The organism is Pseudomonadales bacterium (genome assembly GCA_041395945.1).
GTDB lineage: Bacteria > Pseudomonadota > Gammaproteobacteria > Pseudomonadales > Azotimanducaceae > SZUA-309.
The window spans coordinates 188,944-205,304 of the sequence record JAWKZN010000003.1 but is presented as its reverse complement, the minus strand read 5'-3'; the positions used below and the strand labels follow the sequence as shown (position 1 = coordinate 205,304).

The 16,361-nt window shown below is 62.2% G+C and carries 12 protein-coding genes; 6 read left to right on the top strand and 6 right to left on the bottom strand.

All coding sequences use genetic code 11. From position 1 onward, the window contains the following. Positions 1 to 76: 76 nt before the first annotated feature. Positions 77 to 2,323, top strand: a complete 2,247-nt coding sequence (gene parC, locus R3E82_22130) for a DNA topoisomerase IV subunit A (protein ID MEZ5553594.1) — start codon at positions 77 to 79, stop codon at positions 2,321 to 2,323. Here parC and R3E82_22125 read toward each other — a convergent pair. Continuing rightward, the gene (locus tag R3E82_22125) at positions 2,284 to 3,411 is read right to left on the bottom strand and encodes a hypothetical protein (GenBank protein MEZ5553593.1); all 1,128 of its coding nucleotides are present in this window, start codon (positions 3,409 to 3,411) and stop codon (positions 2,284 to 2,286) included. The two genes, parC and R3E82_22125, sit on opposite strands and share 40 nt — an antisense overlap. 61 nt (positions 3,412 to 3,472) lie before the next feature. Between R3E82_22125 and serB the strand changes: the two genes are divergently transcribed. Further along, positions 3,473 to 4,702: a phosphoserine phosphatase SerB gene (serB, locus tag R3E82_22120; protein ID MEZ5553592.1), complete on the top strand. Its 1,230-nt coding sequence runs from the start codon at positions 3,473 to 3,475 to the stop codon at positions 4,700 to 4,702. A gap of 468 nt (positions 4,703 to 5,170) precedes the next feature. Here the strand turns inward: serB and R3E82_22115 are convergent, their stop codons facing one another. Continuing rightward, positions 5,171 to 7,627, bottom strand: coding sequence for an EAL domain-containing protein (locus tag R3E82_22115; protein ID MEZ5553591.1), 2,457 nt, complete (start codon positions 7,625 to 7,627; stop codon positions 5,171 to 5,173). A gap of 24 nt (positions 7,628 to 7,651) precedes the next feature. Beyond that, positions 7,652 to 9,454, bottom strand: coding sequence for a hypothetical protein (locus R3E82_22110; protein MEZ5553590.1), 1,803 nt, complete (start codon positions 9,452 to 9,454; stop codon positions 7,652 to 7,654). Positions 9,455 to 9,718: 264 nt separating this feature from the next. On the opposite strand from R3E82_22110, the gene efp reads away from it, so the two are divergent. Together efp and R3E82_22100 are read left to right on the top strand one after the other, a co-directional pair. Next, positions 9,719 to 10,285 (top strand): elongation factor P, encoded by a 567-nt coding sequence (gene efp / locus R3E82_22105; GenBank protein MEZ5553589.1) that lies wholly within the window; start codon positions 9,719 to 9,721, stop codon positions 10,283 to 10,285. Positions 10,286 to 10,289: 4 nt separating this feature from the next. Further along, on the top strand, positions 10,290 to 11,141 hold the full coding sequence (locus tag R3E82_22100; protein ID MEZ5553588.1) for an amino acid--tRNA ligase-related protein: 852 nt from the start codon (positions 10,290 to 10,292) through the stop codon (positions 11,139 to 11,141). Between the two features lie 84 nt (positions 11,142 to 11,225). Here R3E82_22100 and asd read toward each other — a convergent pair whose 3' ends face one another. Continuing rightward, entirely contained in the window at positions 11,226 to 12,062 is an 837-nt protein-coding gene (gene asd / locus R3E82_22095) for an archaetidylserine decarboxylase (GenBank protein ID MEZ5553587.1), read from the bottom strand. Then, positions 12,059 to 12,829, bottom strand: coding sequence for a rhodanese-like domain-containing protein (locus R3E82_22090; GenBank protein MEZ5553586.1), 771 nt, complete (start codon positions 12,827 to 12,829; stop codon positions 12,059 to 12,061). The genes asd and R3E82_22090 overlap by 4 nt, the downstream gene beginning before the upstream one ends. A gap of 119 nt (positions 12,830 to 12,948) precedes the next feature. Between R3E82_22090 and orn the strand changes: the two genes are divergently transcribed. Beyond that, a complete protein-coding gene (gene orn / locus R3E82_22085; GenBank protein MEZ5553585.1) occupies positions 12,949 to 13,503 on the top strand; it encodes an oligoribonuclease in 555 nt (184 codons plus the stop codon). Positions 13,504 to 13,620: 117 nt separating this feature from the next. Here the strand turns inward: orn and queG are convergent, their stop codons facing one another. Beyond that, positions 13,621 to 14,742: a tRNA epoxyqueuosine(34) reductase QueG gene (gene queG / locus R3E82_22080; GenBank protein ID MEZ5553584.1), complete on the bottom strand. Its 1,122-nt coding sequence runs from the start codon at positions 14,740 to 14,742 to the stop codon at positions 13,621 to 13,623. An 89-nt stretch (positions 14,743 to 14,831) separates the two neighbouring features. On the opposite strand from queG, the gene R3E82_22075 reads away from it, so the two are divergent. Next, complete coding sequence (locus R3E82_22075; GenBank protein MEZ5553583.1) at positions 14,832 to 16,361, top strand: NAD(P)H-hydrate dehydratase; 1,530 nt, start codon at positions 14,832 to 14,834, stop codon at positions 16,359 to 16,361.

Below are 16,361 nucleotides of genomic sequence, written 5' to 3'. Positions count from 1 at the left end.
CTATCGCACTCCTCCCATCGACACACTTTTACAAATTTGATTTGCCAGATACGCAATGACACAAATGGCTGACTGAATGACCACCGAACAAACCGACACCGAATCCCTCCCCTTAAGAACCTACGCCGAGCGCGCGTACCTCGATTATTCGATGTACGTCATCAACGATCGGGCGCTGCCCCACGTGGCCGACGGCATGAAGCCCGTGCAGCGTCGCATCATCTACGCGATGAGCGAGCTGGGTCTGAACAACCAGGCCAAGTTCATGAAGTCCGCGCGCACGGTCGGCGATGTGCTGGGCAAGTTCCATCCCCATGGCGACAGTGCCTGTTACGAAGCCATGGTGCTCATGGCGCAGCCCTTTTCCTTCCGTTATCCGCTGGTGGAAGGCCAGGGCAACTGGGGAGCACCGGACGATCCGAAATCCTTCGCCGCCATGCGCTATACCGAGTCGAAGCTGTCCCGCTACGCGGAGCTGCTGCTCGCGGAGATCCGCCAGGGCACGGTGGATTTCATGCCGAACTTCGACGGCACGATGGACGAACCGAAGCTGCTGCCGGCGCGGGTACCTTTCGTACTGCTGAACGGTTCCACCGGCATCGCCGTGGGCATGGCGACTGACATTCCGCCGCACAACATCCGGGAAGTGATCAGCGCCTGTATTCACCTGCTTGAGGCGCCGAAGGCGAGTGTCGCTGATCTCATGACCCACATCCGTGGACCGGATTTCCCATCGGAGGCGACCATCATTACCCCGGCGGCGGACATCCGGGAGATGTATGAGACCGGTCGGGGCAGCATCAAAGCGCGTGCCGTTTATCATTCCGAGCAGGGTGAGATTGTGATCACCGCACTGCCACACCAGGCTTCGCCTGCCAAGGTCCTGGAGCAGATTGCGGCTCAGATGCAGGCCAAGAAGCTGCCGATGCTGGCCGACCTGCGGGATGAATCCGATCATGAGAATCCCACTCGACTGGTGCTGGTGCTGCGGTCAAACCGGGTAGACGCGCACCGGCTGATGAGCCACCTGTTTGCGACAACCGATCTGGAGCGCAGCTACCGGATCAATCTGAACGTCATCGGTCTCGATCAGAAACCCCAGGTCAAGAACCTCACGGTGCTGCTCCGGGAATGGCTCGAGTATCGTCGCGAGGTGGTGCGCCGGCGCCTGAATTTCCGCCTCGACAAGATCAACGACCGTCTGCACATTCTCGACGGGCTGCTCATTGCCTACCTGAACCTGGACGAAGTGATCCGCATCATCCGCGAAGAAGATGCGCCCAGGCAGTCCCTCATGGCCACCTTTAGTCTGTCTGAGGTTCAGGCCAATGCCATTCTCGATCTGCGTCTGCGTCAGCTGGCCAGGCTTGAAGAGTTCAAGCTCAAGAGTGAGAAGGACGAACTGGAGATCGAGAAATCAGATATCGAAAAAGTGCTCAAGTCGAAGGCACGGATGACCACACTGATCAGGAATGAACTGCTCGAAGATGCGGAGAAATTCGGCGATCCACGGCGTTCGCCACTCGAGCAGGTGGTCACCGCCGAGGCCTACAGCGAAGAGGATCTGGTCAGCAACGAACCTATCACCGTCGTACTGTCGGAAAAAGGCTGGGTCAAGTCTGCCAAGGGACACGAAGTGAATCCTCTCGAACTCAGCTACCGGAGCGGCGATCGTCATGGCGGGTCGGCGCGCGGACGCAGTAACGACACGCTGATCTTCCTGGATTCCACTGGCCGTTCGTACTCGGTGGCTCCGCACACACTGCCTTCCGCCCGGGGCCAGGGTGAGCCGCTTACCGGACGCCTGAAGCCGCCTGCCGGTTCCCGCTTTGTCGGAGTTGCCATGGGGCCGGGGGCAACACGGGTGCTGCTGGCCAGCGATGCCGGCTATGGTTTTGTCGGCAGACTGGAGGACATGGTCACCAAGAACAAAGCGGGTAAGGCCTGCCTCAGTGTCCCGAAAGGCGGCATCGCCCTGCCGCCTGTAATGGTCCAGGCGGATGGGGTGCAGCAGGTGGTCGCGCTGACCAATCAGGGCCGTATGCTGGTCTTCGGCCTGGACGAGGTACCTGAACTTGTCCGGGGCAAGGGAAACAAGCTGATCAACATTCCCTCTGCAGCGTTCAAGTCCCGGGAGGAGTACATGATCTCCATCATCGTGCTGGGTCCGGGTGATGAGCTGCTCGTGCAGGCAGGACAGCGGCATCTGCGCATGAAAGGAAAGGATCTGGAGCATTACATCGGTGAGCGCGCCCGTCGCGGGCGCAAACTGCCGCGGGGATTTCAGAAAGTGGATTCGCTCGAGCTCGCATCCCGTGAGTGAGTGATTTCCCTGACCTGCTGATCAACGATCGCTCTGGTGGATCCCTGCAGGCTGCGGATCAGCCAGGCCAGAGCCTCGGTGGTCTCCAGTTCATGGAGCAGCGGGTTGGCGAGCGGCTCGAGATCGAATCGTTCAGGTCGCGGAATCCGCGCCTTGAGCGCGGTACTGATCACCAGGGTGGTTTCCTTCGCCAGGGCAGAGAGCATGGCGGTGTCCCTGATCTCCGGCGCCTGCAGGGACAGTTCCGCATCTGCCTCGATCTGCAGCACATGGGCGCCGAGACGGTAGTGTCCCCAGGATTCTCCGTCGCTGAGCAGCTGGGACAGCACGAAAGCAGCATAGATGACGTGCAATGCCCTGTCCGGATCTCCCTGCTCATCAAATGTCAGCAGCAGGCCGGTGCCGGGCAGGGGTTGTATCCCGGCCTGATAGATGTCAGCGATCCGCTCCGCAAGGCGCATTGCGTGGGCGACTTCGAGGTCACGCTGGCGGGGCGAGAGGGTGAGCTGATTGAAGAGGTTGAGCACCAGCAGATAACAGGGCTCGAGGTCTGGTTCCGGAGGAGGCTCTGCGGCCGGGACTGCAGCGGGTTGTGCGGGTTCTTCAACAAACTGGCGGACGGCCCGCTGCCACAGCGCCACCGCGCCCAGGGGCACGATGAGTATGAGCAGCAGACTGAAGGCGAACAGTCCGGGCCCGGTGTTGTGGGTGAAAGCGGACTCATCGAGATGCAGCCTGACGTAGCCGATGATGCTGTGGTCCTGGAGCACGGGATGCGTGAAGACCAGTCCGCGCTGGGTGGCGCCGGACAGCGCGAGCATTTCATTGTCCACCGTGTACACGGCGACACCGGAAACAGGTTCGATCTCCAGCAGCCGGTTAACGAGGACGCCCAGGTGGATGCGATCTTTCTGAGCCAGAGGCTCGCTGCTCAGGCTCGCCAGAGCGGTGGCCAGGCCATTGCCGAACTGGGCGGCCTGGGTCTCCGCATCTTCGTCGGACGCCCACAGGGCGATGAGACTCAGGCCGAGCACAACGCTGACAATGAAAGCGATGGCATGGAAAGCGGAAACCTGTTTAACCTGCACTGGGTGAGAAATCAGCTTCAATTGAGTGGATGCAGAGGTGAGTGGCTGTGAGGGTGTTACTGTGGCTGGCGAGATAGTACTCCTAAATGTCTCCGGACGGGATGAATCCGGACTCATGGCCAGGCTGACGTCGGCGCTGGCGCAGCATCAGGTCCGTGTTCTCGATCTGGGCCAGGCGGTCATACACGACGAGCTCAACCTCGGCATGCTGGTCGAAATTCTCGAGCCGGATCGGACTGAGTCGGTGCTGGAGGATCTGCGTGGGTGTCTGGCCGAACGCGGTGTGGTGCTGCGGGTGGAATTTGTCAGCCCTGCGGACTACCAGGACTGGGTGGGCAGTCAGGGCAAATCGCGTTACATCGTCACCCTCCTCGCCGATGGATTCAGCGGCCGTCAGCTCGCCGCAGTCACCGGCATCATTCACCGCTATGGTCTGAATATCGACAGTATCCGGCGGTTGTCCGGGAGGATTCCACTGAATCGCCCCGAGGGTCAGGTGCGCACCAGCATTGAAATGAGTCTGCGCGGAGATCCCTCCGATCCTGTGGCCTTGAAGGCCGATCTGCTGGCTGCGGCCGATGAGCTGGTCTTCGACTTCAGTGTGCAGCGCGACACCGTATATCGCCGCAACAGGCGTCTGGTGGCATTCGATATGGATTCGACTCTCATCAATGCCGAGGTGATCGATGAGCTCGCCGCCCTCCACGGTGTGCGGGATGCCGTCGCCGCCATCACCGACCAGGCCATGCACGGCAAACTCAACTTCAGGGAAAGTTTCCGGGCCCGGGCCGCGCTGCTGCGTGGACTGCCAGAAAGTGCGCTTGCCGAAGTGGCCGGCAGTGTCAGGCTCAACGACGGTGCCCATCGCCTGATCCGCTCACTGAAGCATTTCGGCTACAAGACGGCCATTCTCTCCGGCGGATTTCAGTATGTCGGTGAACGTCTCAAGGCTGAGCTGGGAATCGACTATGTTTTCGCGAATGAACTGGAGATCGCGGACGGTGTGATCACCGGGCAGGTACGGGGTGACATCGTCGATGCGGACCGGAAAGCGGCGCTGCTGGCCGAGATCGCCCGACGCGAAGGCATTTCCCTGCAGCAGACCATCGCCATCGGCGACGGGGCGAACGATCTGCCGATGCTGAGTTCTGCGGGTCTGGGCGTGGCCTATCACGCCAAGCCCCTCGTCAAGGAGAGTGCCAGTCATTCCATATCGAATTTCGGACTGGACAGTGTGCTTTACCTGATGGGCTTCAGAGACCGGGACATCGAGGAGGCGCTGTCGGAGTGAGGGACTGCTTGTCGGTCCGCGGCGACACGGCAGAGTACCTATGTTCCCAGAGGAGGTTTTGGAGGAGGGGTGATGCTCATGCGGGGGTGGATCGGGGGTTGGCGGACCTCGCTCCGGCGCTCCGCGCTGCCCGCCTCAGCCGACCAGCCCCGAGGCGGGTCTGTTCGGCATCGTTGGCGTCGCTACACGGTCCGCCAACCCCCGATCCACCCCCGCATCCTCAGCGCGCTTCCAGGTCCGCCTCAGGAAGCGTGTTCTTACGAATCGAGCGGTCCGCAGCCAGTCAGTGGTCAGTGAGCTAGGAACATGCAGCATGCGCGCGTTCCTGCGACGGGAGATTTCAGCAGCGCAGTGGCACCCTGGAAGGGCTGCGCGAGGTCTCAGCCATACCCTGCCTCACGACTGCGTTCGACAACCTTTGGGTGTGCGAGTCCCCGTTCCGGGCCCTGAATCGATGACGAGCCCGGCCTAGTCGTCCGAACTGAAATCGTAGTCCATTGAGGTGGTGGGTTCCTGGAGGTAGTGCCCCTGGATGTAGTTGGCGCCCGCCTGCCAGAGTGCGGAGAGCACGTTGGCGCTTTCCACCATGGGCACGATGGTCAGTTTTCCGGCGCTCTGCAGATCCCGGATCATCCTGGAGATGCCTTCCTTGAGATCCGGATTGCGGTTCAGGTCTTCGATGAGGGTGCCGTCGAGTTTCACGAAATCCACCGGAATGTGCTTGAGCAGTTCGAAAGGCTCAGCCTGCACACCGAATCGGGACAGCGAGGCACGGCAGTGCAGTTTCTTCAGACCTTCCACAAACTCCCGGGTCTGGCGCACGTAGGTTGCGGTGTCACGCTCGGTGATCTGGAAGATCACTGCATCGCTGGGCAGCCGGGCGGCTTTGATCGCAACACCCAGCCACTGAATGAATTCCGGATCCGCCACGCTGTTGCTGGTGACATTGATTGTCAGCCGGGTGTTGTGGCCTTTCGCGCGATGCGAAGACAGCATCTTGATGGATTGCAGAATCACCCACCGGTCGATCTTCCCGGCCACGCCGTTGTCGATGGCGGTGCGCAGGAACTCTCCGGGTGTCATCTGTTCGCCGCTGCGGTCGAGCATGCGCAGGAAGACCTCGTAGTGCTCGTCCGAATCGCCCCGCAGGCTGATGATCGGCTGGAACAGCAGCATGAATTTGTGCTGCTCTATAGCCTCGTTGATCAGACACAGGACCCGATTTGCCTCGTCGTCGATGGCGGCTTCGGCGTTGTGAAACTCGGGCAGTTCGACGAAGTTGACATCGCCGGAACTGGAGGCTTTCTGCATTGAGCTGAAAGCGCCATTGAGTGTTTCTTCCAGGGCAGTGGAAAGCGAATCGCAGCCTTCTTCATCGAGGATGGCGCCGCCCAGCGTGATCGTCGGGCGCACCGTCTTTTCCCGGACTTCGAGAATCATCGCCTCGACAACCTTACGGTAGGCGTTCACCTGCTCGAGCGCTGCATCTCGTGTCGGCTCTGCAACCAGCACTGCCCACTGGTAGGGGGACAGCTGCATGAACGGGCTGGTGATTGCCCGGGCCAGTCCTGCTTCGACCTGACCGCAGGCGGCTTCCGCACCGGCCAGACCGTAGTCGGCCTGGAGTTGGGCGTAGTCATCCAGCTGTGCAACGAAAACGCTGATGAATGTGTCGTCGTGCTCTGCGAGATGAGCTTCGCAGGCGTCCAGAAACTGGGAGAGATTGCGCAGGCCGCCACGCAGCTGATTTGCACCATTCACGGCAGCTGGTGTGTTGTCTGCCACTGCGGGTGCATCGTTTTGCGCTGCAGGCGCTGGTTCTTCCTCCGCGGTCTCGTCATTTATCGCCGCGGGCGCTGCCAGCTCAGAGGTTGCGTTGGTGCTTGTCGGGGTTTCCTCGGGTGCGTCCGCAGATGGGTCGGAAGCGGGTTCGGTGTGTGCATCGAGTTTGGTGGCAGGTTCTGCGTCTTCCAGGCTCGCACCGTTACTGTACTCGGGCGTACCGGCAATACCGTTGGTCAGCATGGGCACATCATCGTCTGACTTGTCCGTCGACACGAGTGCCAGCCTGGGAGTTTCAACAGATCGGGCAGGTGTTTCGTCCGGCATTTCGGCCAGCGGGCGCTCAACGAATGCTGCTCCCTCGAACGTGCCCTCCCCCATGAGTGCACCAGTGCGCACGGTGACCTGCAGGCAGTGCTCGCCTTCGTAGTCTGCACCAGCCAGAGTCATGTTGCCGCTGACGGTCTCGCCCGTCGTGCTGGCACCACAGAAATCGAAGTCGACTTCCTGTTCGTTCTGACGGAATGCCTTGAGTTTTGCCTTCAGTTCTTTTGCGCTGTCAGCCGACATGAGGTCGATCAGCGGCAATCCCAGCAGAGAGTCTGCGTCTTTGAAACCGAAGAGCCTCAGATAACCTTCGTTGGCGTAGATGTGCATACCTTCATGCACGTAGGCGATGGCGGCTCGCGAACTCTGCAGCAGCAGAGCGCAGCGCTGTTCGGTTTCTTCCAGTGCGCGACGCATCTGCCTGAAACGCACCTGCTGACACACATGCTCGAGTTCACGCTGCACCACCAGGACCAGGTGCGACTCTGCGGTCTCTTCGACCACATCCGCAGCACCGATGTGCAGTCCTTCGACCGCTGTCAGTGGTGCGTCTTCATTACTGACCAGGATGATCGGGACGTGTGCGGCTTTGGCACGCAACTGTTGCACCAGTGCGGCCAGATTCGGCAGCGCGCTGTTGCACAGCATCATGTCGGTTTCATGGATGCGATCGAGCGCCATCGGCAGATCGACTATTTCCAGTCGAGTGCTGATCCCGGCATCGCGCAGCAGTGAGTCGTACCGGTGTGCGGCGTTCTCAGAACGCTCCGCCACCAGCAGTCTGACTGGTGCGTGTTGGGGTTGTTGTGCTGTCATGTCCTTCTGGAGCCAACCTTCCCTTTAATTCAGGCCAGATGGTTGGTCATCTGGCGGCATTCTCAGGGAATTCATGGTGAGGTCGATCTCGGTGTTTTCCAAGTAACCATCCAGCATTCGAAATGTGAACTGGTTAAAGCTTTCGGTTTTAAGCAGGCACTCACCCAGTTGTGCGGTGGTCTGGATTCCCTGACGGGAAACGTGGACTTTCTGGTTGCTCTGAAATGGTACAGGGGGTGCAAGCAGGGAGGCCGGCTGGTCGATGAGCGCCAGTTCGGGCAACACGAAGGCCCGTGCGTAATCGGATGGGCCGCCGCGCTTGTGAATCACACGCACCGCGACAGGTATGGCCCGGGGCGAGAGCAGTTCGAGGCCCATGGACGCACCATTGGCATCCTGGCGTATCCAGCGGATCACGGCCACACACCAGCGGGGGTCGCTTTCGTCACGCATTGCGACGAGTTCGCCCGTCTGCACACTGGCGGGCAGAGGTTCGTTCCAGCGCACCCGATAACCGCCGGGGCTGGTATCCATGGTGGTGGTGTCGTAGTAGTGATAGCCCCCCCGGTTGTCTTTCCGGGTGTCCTCACCCTGCCTGGCGGCCATCTTGCGCAGCAGAGCCTCCGGATTCCCGATGTTCGGGTTCTGGGGGATTCTTACCCGCAGGTCAAAGGCATCATCCCAGACATCCTTGATTTCCGAGACATTCGGCACAAAGGCCACCTCGTCTGCGCCCTGAAATGGGTTGACCTCGCGGCGCACGGACGCATCTTCCTCGTCGAGCTGATCGAAAAAGTCCACGCCACCGCTTAAGAAGTAATGTGCTGAACGCATGCCGATGCAGACTTTCATGCTGCTCGTGCTCGCCGCCCGGCGATGGGTGCGCTTGCGCATCACACTCCAGGCGTTGGCCAGATGAGCGATGAGTCCGGCCTCGAGACGCTCGGGGACGGGCAGCGAGCCGTCCATGTCCTTGCGATAGGCTTCCAGTTCGTAGACCAGCAGCTCAGTACGCACACAGCGGGGTGCTTCTGCTGCCTCGAGCAGTTTTGTGTAGCTGGGACCCTGTTCGGCGGCGAGATCCACGCAGAACAGCTCGCCTCCCTCGGAAGCCTCGATCGTCACGCTGGGCACCCACAGCTCCAGCGCATTGAAGACGTCGGTAAGCTGGCGATGTCGCAGCTGATTGGGTTTTGCCAGAGCGAGCAGCACGGGCCGCAGATACGCATCGCGGATCGAAATCTGCGGGCGGGTGTGGTTTTCACTGTCGTGAATCTCGGTCAGCGTCAGTCCGAAGTGTTCGGCAAGATGGTAGAGCTGGTTGAGCTCGAGCCAGAGGCGGTCGGCGGGTGCCACATAAAACTGCAGCGTGCGCAACAGGGTGCGGGAGAGATCGGAGAGTACCCGGTGGATGGCGGTTGCCACTGTCTCCTTGTCGGTCCGGGAACCGCTGCCGATGGCTTCGAGGATGACGGCCTTGTATCCCGAGCAGAGGTTGGTCTGCAGGCGCTGGGCGAGACGGGCGATGGCGTCTCCATGATTCTGTGTGCTCATAGCGGCACGATCGAGCCGGGCGCAGAGGTAATGCAGGGGCGGCCGGATGACTTCCAGCAGGGCCATTCGCAGGGCGTAGGGAATCTTCAGCCGCGCGATTTCGAAAGTCGCCTGGCGGATCTGCTCCGAGGTGGTGGAGGTATTCGCCATCGGCAGCCGGCCGATCCAGTCTTCCAGGGCGGCCGCGCTGGATTCGCAGAATGACAGCTGATCGAGTTCCGCGGCGGGTGCGGTCAGTCTCTCAGCCAGTCGAGCGGGAATCGCTTCATCCATAAAGCCGGGTCCGTTTGAACTGCGCTGGCCGATGCTCAGAGTCTCTGCTGTCACAGCGGAAGGTCACAGCGGAAAGCGCGGAATGGCCGCAGTATAGGGAAATGAAAAATCCCGAACAGTGAATTCGCGCAGAACATATCAATCCGGTTACAACTGCCTGATCGAAGCGGTTATGATGCGGCCGCGTCACTCGTCTGAGGGAATTCTGATGGTTCCCGGCTGCAGATGCGTGACCCGGATCACAGTCTTGCAGGACCCGACATCATGGCGTTTTATTCCACCAGCGAATTCAAGTCCGGATTGAAAGTGCTCTTCGAGGGTGACCCCTGTACGATCCTGGAGAACGAGTTCGTGAAGCCCGGCAAGGGCCAGGCCTTCAACCGGGTGCGTTTCCGCAACCTGAAGTCGGGGCGGGTCTGGGAGCGGACATTCAAATCGGGGGAGTCTCTGGAAGGCGCCGACGTGATGGATACAGATATGGAGTATCTGTATAGCGATGGCGAGTTCTGGCACTTCATGAAAACCGACGGCAGTTTCGAGCAGATCGGCGCCAGCCAGGAGGCGGTGCGTGATGTGGTTGACTGGCTGAAGGAGCAGTGCGTGTATCAGGTCACCCTGTGGAATGACGCACCCATTGCGGTAACCGCACCGAACTTCGTTGAGCTCGAAGTGGTGGAGACCGATCCAGGCATCAAGGGCGACACGGCCCAGGGTGGCACGAAGCCGGCGAAGCTCAGCACCGGTGCGGTGATCAAAGTGCCGCTGTTCATCAATATCGGCGACGTGCTGAAAATCGACACGCGCTCGAGTACCTACGTCTCCCGGGCCTGATTCCTTGAATATCGACTGGCGACCGGCCTGCCCGCTGGCCGCACTGGAGGCCCGGGCCCGGCTCATGGCCGAGCTTCGCGCGTTTTTCGCCGAGCGCGACGTGCTCGAAGTGCAGACCTCGATTCTGGCCGCCCACACGGTCACCGAAGTGGCCATCGAGTCCATGGCAGTCGGCGCCCTGGGCTATCTGCAGACGTCCCCTGAATATCAGATGAAACGCCTGCTGGCGGCGGGCGCCCCCTCCATTTATCAGATCACCCCGGTGTTCCGGGCGGGTGAGGCCGGCCGGCTGCACAACCCGGAGTTCACCCTGCTGGAGTGGTATCGCCTGGGCTTCGATGACCGGGCGCTGATGAAAGAGGTGACAGCGCTGGTGGAGCGTGTGCTCGGGCCCGGTAGAACCGAAATTCTGGCTTATGGCGATCTGGTCGGTGATCTCGAGCAGCCCCGGGACGATCTGGACCTGGCAATCAGCGAGGCGATCGACGCCCTGGGAGAAGGTCGCTTCTTCATCACCCGCTATCCGGCGGAACAGGCGGCACTGGCCCGGCTGCATGCAGACGATCCCAGTGTGGCTGCGCGATTCGAGCTGGTAATCGACGGTGTCGAGGTGGCCAACGGCTACTGGGAACTCACGGATGCGGAAGAGCAGCGCCGACGCTTTGCCGCTGATGTGGAGCAGCGCCGCAGGCGTGGTCTGGTGGAGCCGGCGCCGGATGAGCGGCTGCTGGCGAGCCTGGATGCCGGGCTGCCGGACTGCGCCGGCGTGGCGCTGGGCGTGGACCGACTGCTGATGCTGCAGCAGGGTGCCAGCAGTCTTGCCGAGGTGATGCCCTTCCCGATCGACCGGGCCTGATCGCGGTCTGTTAGCGCCGCCGCGGACTTTTTTTCGCCCCGGGCTTTTTTTTTTCGCCGCGGGCTTTTTTTCGCCGCGGGCGCTTCAGCCGCCCGAGCGGAGACTCAGCAGCGGCTGGCCCATTTTCACGCTTACGCCGCTGCGGATACCGAACGCCAGCTTCGCCCGCCCGGGCTGCATGCAGACGATGGCGGTGGAGCCGACGAGAAAGCGGCCGATTTCCGCCCCGCGCGGTAGCGCAGGACCCTCGTGAATCGTCGCCTCTTCACGAGCATAAGGCGACAGCGGCGATCCCCAGACCGTTTCTATGCTGGCGACCACCATCGCACCCACCAGCACCACCAGCAGATCGCCGTGAGCCGTGGCGAACTCGCAGACCAGCCGTTCATTGCGGGCAAACAGACTGGGGATTTCCGCCTCGGTCGCGGCATTCACCGAGAAAAGTGCACCGGGAATGGCCCGGGTTTTCCGCAGCCGGCCGGCAACCGGCAGATGCACCCGGTGATAGTCCTTCGGAGCCAGATAGATGGTGGCGAAGGTGCCCCCATTGAAGCGGTCGGCGGATTCGCCGATCAGGGTGCGCAGTTCGTAGGCGCTGCCTTTGGCCTGGAGCAGTCGACCGGTTTCGATGCGTCCTGCCTGGCTGATCGTGCCGTCTGCGGGACTCACGGCGATCATCTGATCTCCCGGCAGGGGCCTCGCGCCGGGCTTCAGCGCCCGGGTGAAGAAATCGTTGAAGCTCGTGTAATCGTCGAGTTTCTCCCGGACCGCTTCGCTCATGTTGACAGCGTAGAGGCTGGTGAAGGTGCGGATCAGCGCGCGTTTCAGCCAGGGTGTGCGGGACCGGGACAGGGCACCGGCCAGCCGGGACAGACCATGTTGCGGCGCTATGCGCTGGAGGGCCACGGCGATGCGGCTCATGGCGTCACCGACACCGGCGTGTCGTCCCGGTTCCCCCATTCCGACCAGGAGCCGTGATAGGCGCGGATATCGGGAAAGTCGAGCAGGCGGCCGATCATGTAGGAGAGCCCCGAGCGATGGTGGGTGTGGCAGTGGGTGATGATCCGCTTTGCCGGATCGATGCCGTGGGCGTCGAGCAGGGCGCTGACATTCTCGGTCAGCCGCAGCGCGCGCTGCGGATCTTTCAGCAGCACCCAGTCCAGATGCACAGCCCCGGGAACGTGTCCGGCCCGGGCGGCTGTTTTTCGTTGTCCCAGAAACTCCTCCCGGGAACGCACGTCCCAGACGATCTGCTGTGGATCGTCGATGGTGGCCAGTACATCCTCGATCTCCGCGACGGGTGTGCGGTCGAGGTGCAGACTGACTTCGGTTGCGTTCGGATAGTGGCAGGGTCCGGAGGTCAACTCACCCCCTGCTTCGGCCCAGGCGTGAATGCCGCCGTCGAGATACTGCCAGCGTCGCTCGCCGATCACATCGAGGGTCCAGGCGAAACGGCCCGCCCAGCCACCGCCCTCGTCGTCGTAAAGCACATAGTCGAGGTTCGCCTCATGCCCCAGCCGGGAGAACAGCGCCTCCAGTCGCTCGAGGGATGGCAGGCGACCGCTGGCTGGTGGCGTGCCGTCCACGAGTTCCCGTGGCTCCACCAGCAGGGCGCCGGGCAGATGATGCTGCTGATAGGCGGCCGCATCCGTAATATGGATGAGCCTCATGCGGTCGTCGGGTCGCACGATCCGCGACTGCAGTATCGGCAGATCGATCAGCGTTGCATCGGAAATGGGTCTGCTCCTTCACCTGTGGCGGCCGGTATGGTATCTGAGATGTCCTTTACTGACATGAGCGGACCGGCATGAGCGCGCATCTCGTCTGGATGGATCTGGAGATGACCGGACTCGACCCGGAGCGGGATGTGATCATTGAGATCGCCACACTGATCACCGATGGGGATCTGAATCTGATTGCGGAAGGTCCGGCGCTCGCCGTGCATCAGCCTGAGTCGATCCTCGCCGGCATGGATGACTGGAATCAGACCCATCACGCCGCATCCGGTCTGCTCGAGCGGGTGCGCAAATCGCCGGTGTCCACGGTGGAAGCCGAAGCACAGACACTGGCCTTCCTCGAACGCCACGTCGAGAAAAATGCATCCCCCCTGTGCGGCAATACGATCTGGCAGGATCGACGCTTCCTCGTGCGCTACATGCCGGTGCTGGAAGCGCACCTGCACTATCGCAACATCGATGTGAGCACTTTGAAGGAACTCGCGCGGCGCTGGCGGCCCGATCTCATGGGCGGTTTCACCAAGCAGAACGCCCACACTGCGCTTGCCGACATCCGCGAGTCCATTGAGGAGCTGCGCTACTATCGGACCCATTTTCTGAAGACCGAAACGGCGAGCACGAACTGATTTCAGTCATTGCCGCCTTGCGACCCCGCCGATACAACCCGTATTGCCTTCGGATCGCGCCCTGCAGCGACGGCTGCGAGAAGTTCTGAGGCATTGCTGCTTAATCAGGCGCCACACCTAGGACACCCGACTGGGGTCACTCTGGTGGTTGGCTGTGCCGCTGCCTCCGCTCAACCGGGCGATTGCCCAGTCGATGTGCTCCGCCAGCAGCGCGCTGGCATCCACGCGTCGTGCGTGCAGCAGGGCGATGGCCGCTTCGCTGACGGGCCCGTTGCCCAGTGCGATGGCCAGATTGCGCGACCACTGCTCGTAGCTGATGCGGCGGATGGCCGAACCTTCCGTGTGCTGCAGAAATTCACTCTCACTCCAGCGGAACAGGCTCAGCAGATCCGCCCCTGCGAGTGCGCCTGCGCCGACACGCGGGCGGAAATCGGTTTCGGTGGTGTCAGCAGCGAACCGATTCCAGGGGCAGTAAAGCTGGCAGTCGTCGCAGCCGAAGATGCGATTGCCCATCGCAGCGCGCAGCGCTTCGGGAATCACACCACGGTGTTCGATGGTGAGATAGGAAATGCAGCGTCGTGCGTCGAGCTGCCGCGGGGCGATGATGGCGTCGGTCGGACACACGGTCATGCAGGCTTTACAGGCGCCACAGTGATCCTCCGGTTCACCGCCATCACCAGCCGGGGTGTCCACCGGCAACGGCAGATTGGTATAGAGCTCGCCGAGGAAAAACCAGGATCCGGCGCTGCGGTTGAGCAGCAGGGTGTGTTTGCCGATCCAGCCGAGTCCGGCCCGGGCGGCAAGGGCCTTTTCCAGTACCGGGGCGGAATCGGTGAATGCGCGATAGCGGTGATCGATATCCTGTGCCGCGGCGTCGATCCGGCGTCCGAGTTGTGCGAGTCGACGCCGCACCACCTTGTGATAGTCGCGGCCGAGCGTGTAGCGGGACACATAGGCGAGCGAGGCGTCCTCAAGGATGCGCAGTGGCTGACTGTCGCTGTCGAAGTAGTCCATACGGGCGCTGATCACCCGGCAGGTACCGGGTACCAGGGATTCGGGTTGCAGGCGCTTGTCCAGGTTGCGTTCGAGGTAACCCATGTCGCCCTGGAAGCCCCGGGCCAGCCACGCACGCAGACGCGGCGCTTCGGCAGACACATCCATATCGGTGATGCCGAGCTGCTGAAAGCCGAGTTCCTTGCCCCAGCCGAGGATGTCCTGCCTGAGTTGCTGATAATCCATGGCTTCGACTGGAAGAGTGTAGCGGACAGCGCCGCCGTGAAGGCTCAGTATAATCGTCGGTGTCCGGAGTTATTGCAGGAGTTGAGAAAGTGCACAGCAGGCGCGGCGCAAACCGGATGATCCAGCTCTACAGCGCCGAGCAGTGCCGGACGCTCGATCGGCTGGCGCTCGATTCATTGGAGATCTCCGGCTTCGAACTCATGCAGCGGGCGGGTCGTGCCGCATTCAACGAGCTGATCCACCGCTGGCCACAGGCACGCACGCTGACCGTTTACTGTGGTAAAGGCAACAATGCCGGGGACGGCTACATCATCGCCGGCCTCGCCAGAGCCCTGGGGCTCGAGGTAGACGTGCTCGAGACCGGCGCCGGGGCGCTCAAAGGAGATGCGCTGCTCGCCAGAAACTGGGTGCTGGAGCGGGACGTGCACCCCCGGGATGTGTCGCTGATCGGCGAGCTTCCACCCGCAGACGTGGTGGTGGATGCGCTGCTGGGTACCGGTCTGACTGGTGCGCTGCGCCCGCCCTTCGCTGCGCTCGTGGCGCGCATCAATACCAGCGGACGGCCCGTACTGGCGGTGGACATTCCCAGCGGCGTGAATGCGGATACCGGCGCCGTGGTCGATGCGGCAGTCCGGGCGGATGTGACCGTCACCTTCATCGGCCGGAAAATTGGCCTGACCACGGGTGCCGGACTGGAACATGCCGGTGAAGTGGTGTTTGCAGATCTCGGTGTCGATGCGGCATCGCGTCGTCAGCTGCAGGGCGTGAACTGGCTGACCCTGTCTGCGCTGCTCGAATGGCGGCCGCTGCCGGTACGCACCGCGGCCGCCTATAAACAGGCGCTCGGGCATGTGGTTGTGGTCGGCGGGGATCGCTCGATGGGTGGCGCGCCGCTGATGGCGGCGGAGGCGGCACTGCGCAGTGGGGCGGGAATGGTGACGGTGGTGACCCGCGGCGCGCACCGCAACGCCATACTCTCGCGGCGCCCGGAACTCATGGTGGTGGATGCGGACTCGGAAACTGAGCGGGCGGAGGCCTTCTCCCGGGCCAGTCTCTTTGTGCTGGGGCCGGGACTGGGGCGGGATGACTGGGGACATCGACTGCTCCAGGCAGTACTCGATACGGGCAAGCGGGTGGTGATCGATGCGGATGGCCTCAATGGTCTGGTCGAGCTGGGCGCCACACCCGCGGCACCCTGCGTGATCACCCCTCATGTGGGGGAGGCCGCACGGCTGCTGGGTGAGTCGAGCGCCGGGATACAGGCCGATCGACCCGGGGCTGCGTGCAGACTGGCGCGGCGGGTTGGCGGTATCGCCGTGTTGAAAGGCGCGGGCACCGTGGTGGCCGGGTGCCCGGATGCGTCGCCGGAGCAGGCGGGATCGGCGGCTGTGCTCGGGATCTGCGCACACGGTAATCCGGGCATGGCGACGGCCGGCATGGGCGACGTGCTCGCCGGGATTATCGGCGGTCTCTGGGCCCAGGGAGCGGACGAGCAGACGGCTGCACTGACCGGTGTATGCCTGCACAGTCGTGCCGCTGACCTTGCCGTGAAACAGGTGGGCGAACGCAGTCTGCTGGCGACAGATCTGCTGCCACACCTCATGACGCTGCTGCGCTGA

Bases quoted from the DNA above. Each gene is read 5' to 3' on its own strand.
- parC (MEZ5553594.1), top strand. From the start codon at position 77: ATGACCACCGAACAAACCGACACCGAATCCCTCCCCTTAAGAACCTAC.
- R3E82_22115 (MEZ5553591.1), bottom strand. From the start codon at position 7,627: ATGACAGCACAACAACCCCAACACGCACCAGTCAGACTGCTGGTGGCG.
- R3E82_22110 (MEZ5553590.1), bottom strand. From the start codon at position 9,454: ATGGATGAAGCGATTCCCGCTCGACTGGCTGAGAGACTGACCGCACCC.
- efp (MEZ5553589.1), top strand. From the start codon at position 9,719: ATGGCGTTTTATTCCACCAGCGAATTCAAGTCCGGATTGAAAGTGCTC.
- asd (MEZ5553587.1), bottom strand. From the start codon at position 12,062: ATGAGCCGCATCGCCGTGGCCCTCCAGCGCATAGCGCCGCAACATGGT.
- orn (MEZ5553585.1), top strand. From the start codon at position 12,949: ATGAGCGCGCATCTCGTCTGGATGGATCTGGAGATGACCGGACTCGAC.
- queG (MEZ5553584.1), bottom strand. From the start codon at position 14,742: ATGGATTATCAGCAACTCAGGCAGGACATCCTCGGCTGGGGCAAGGAA.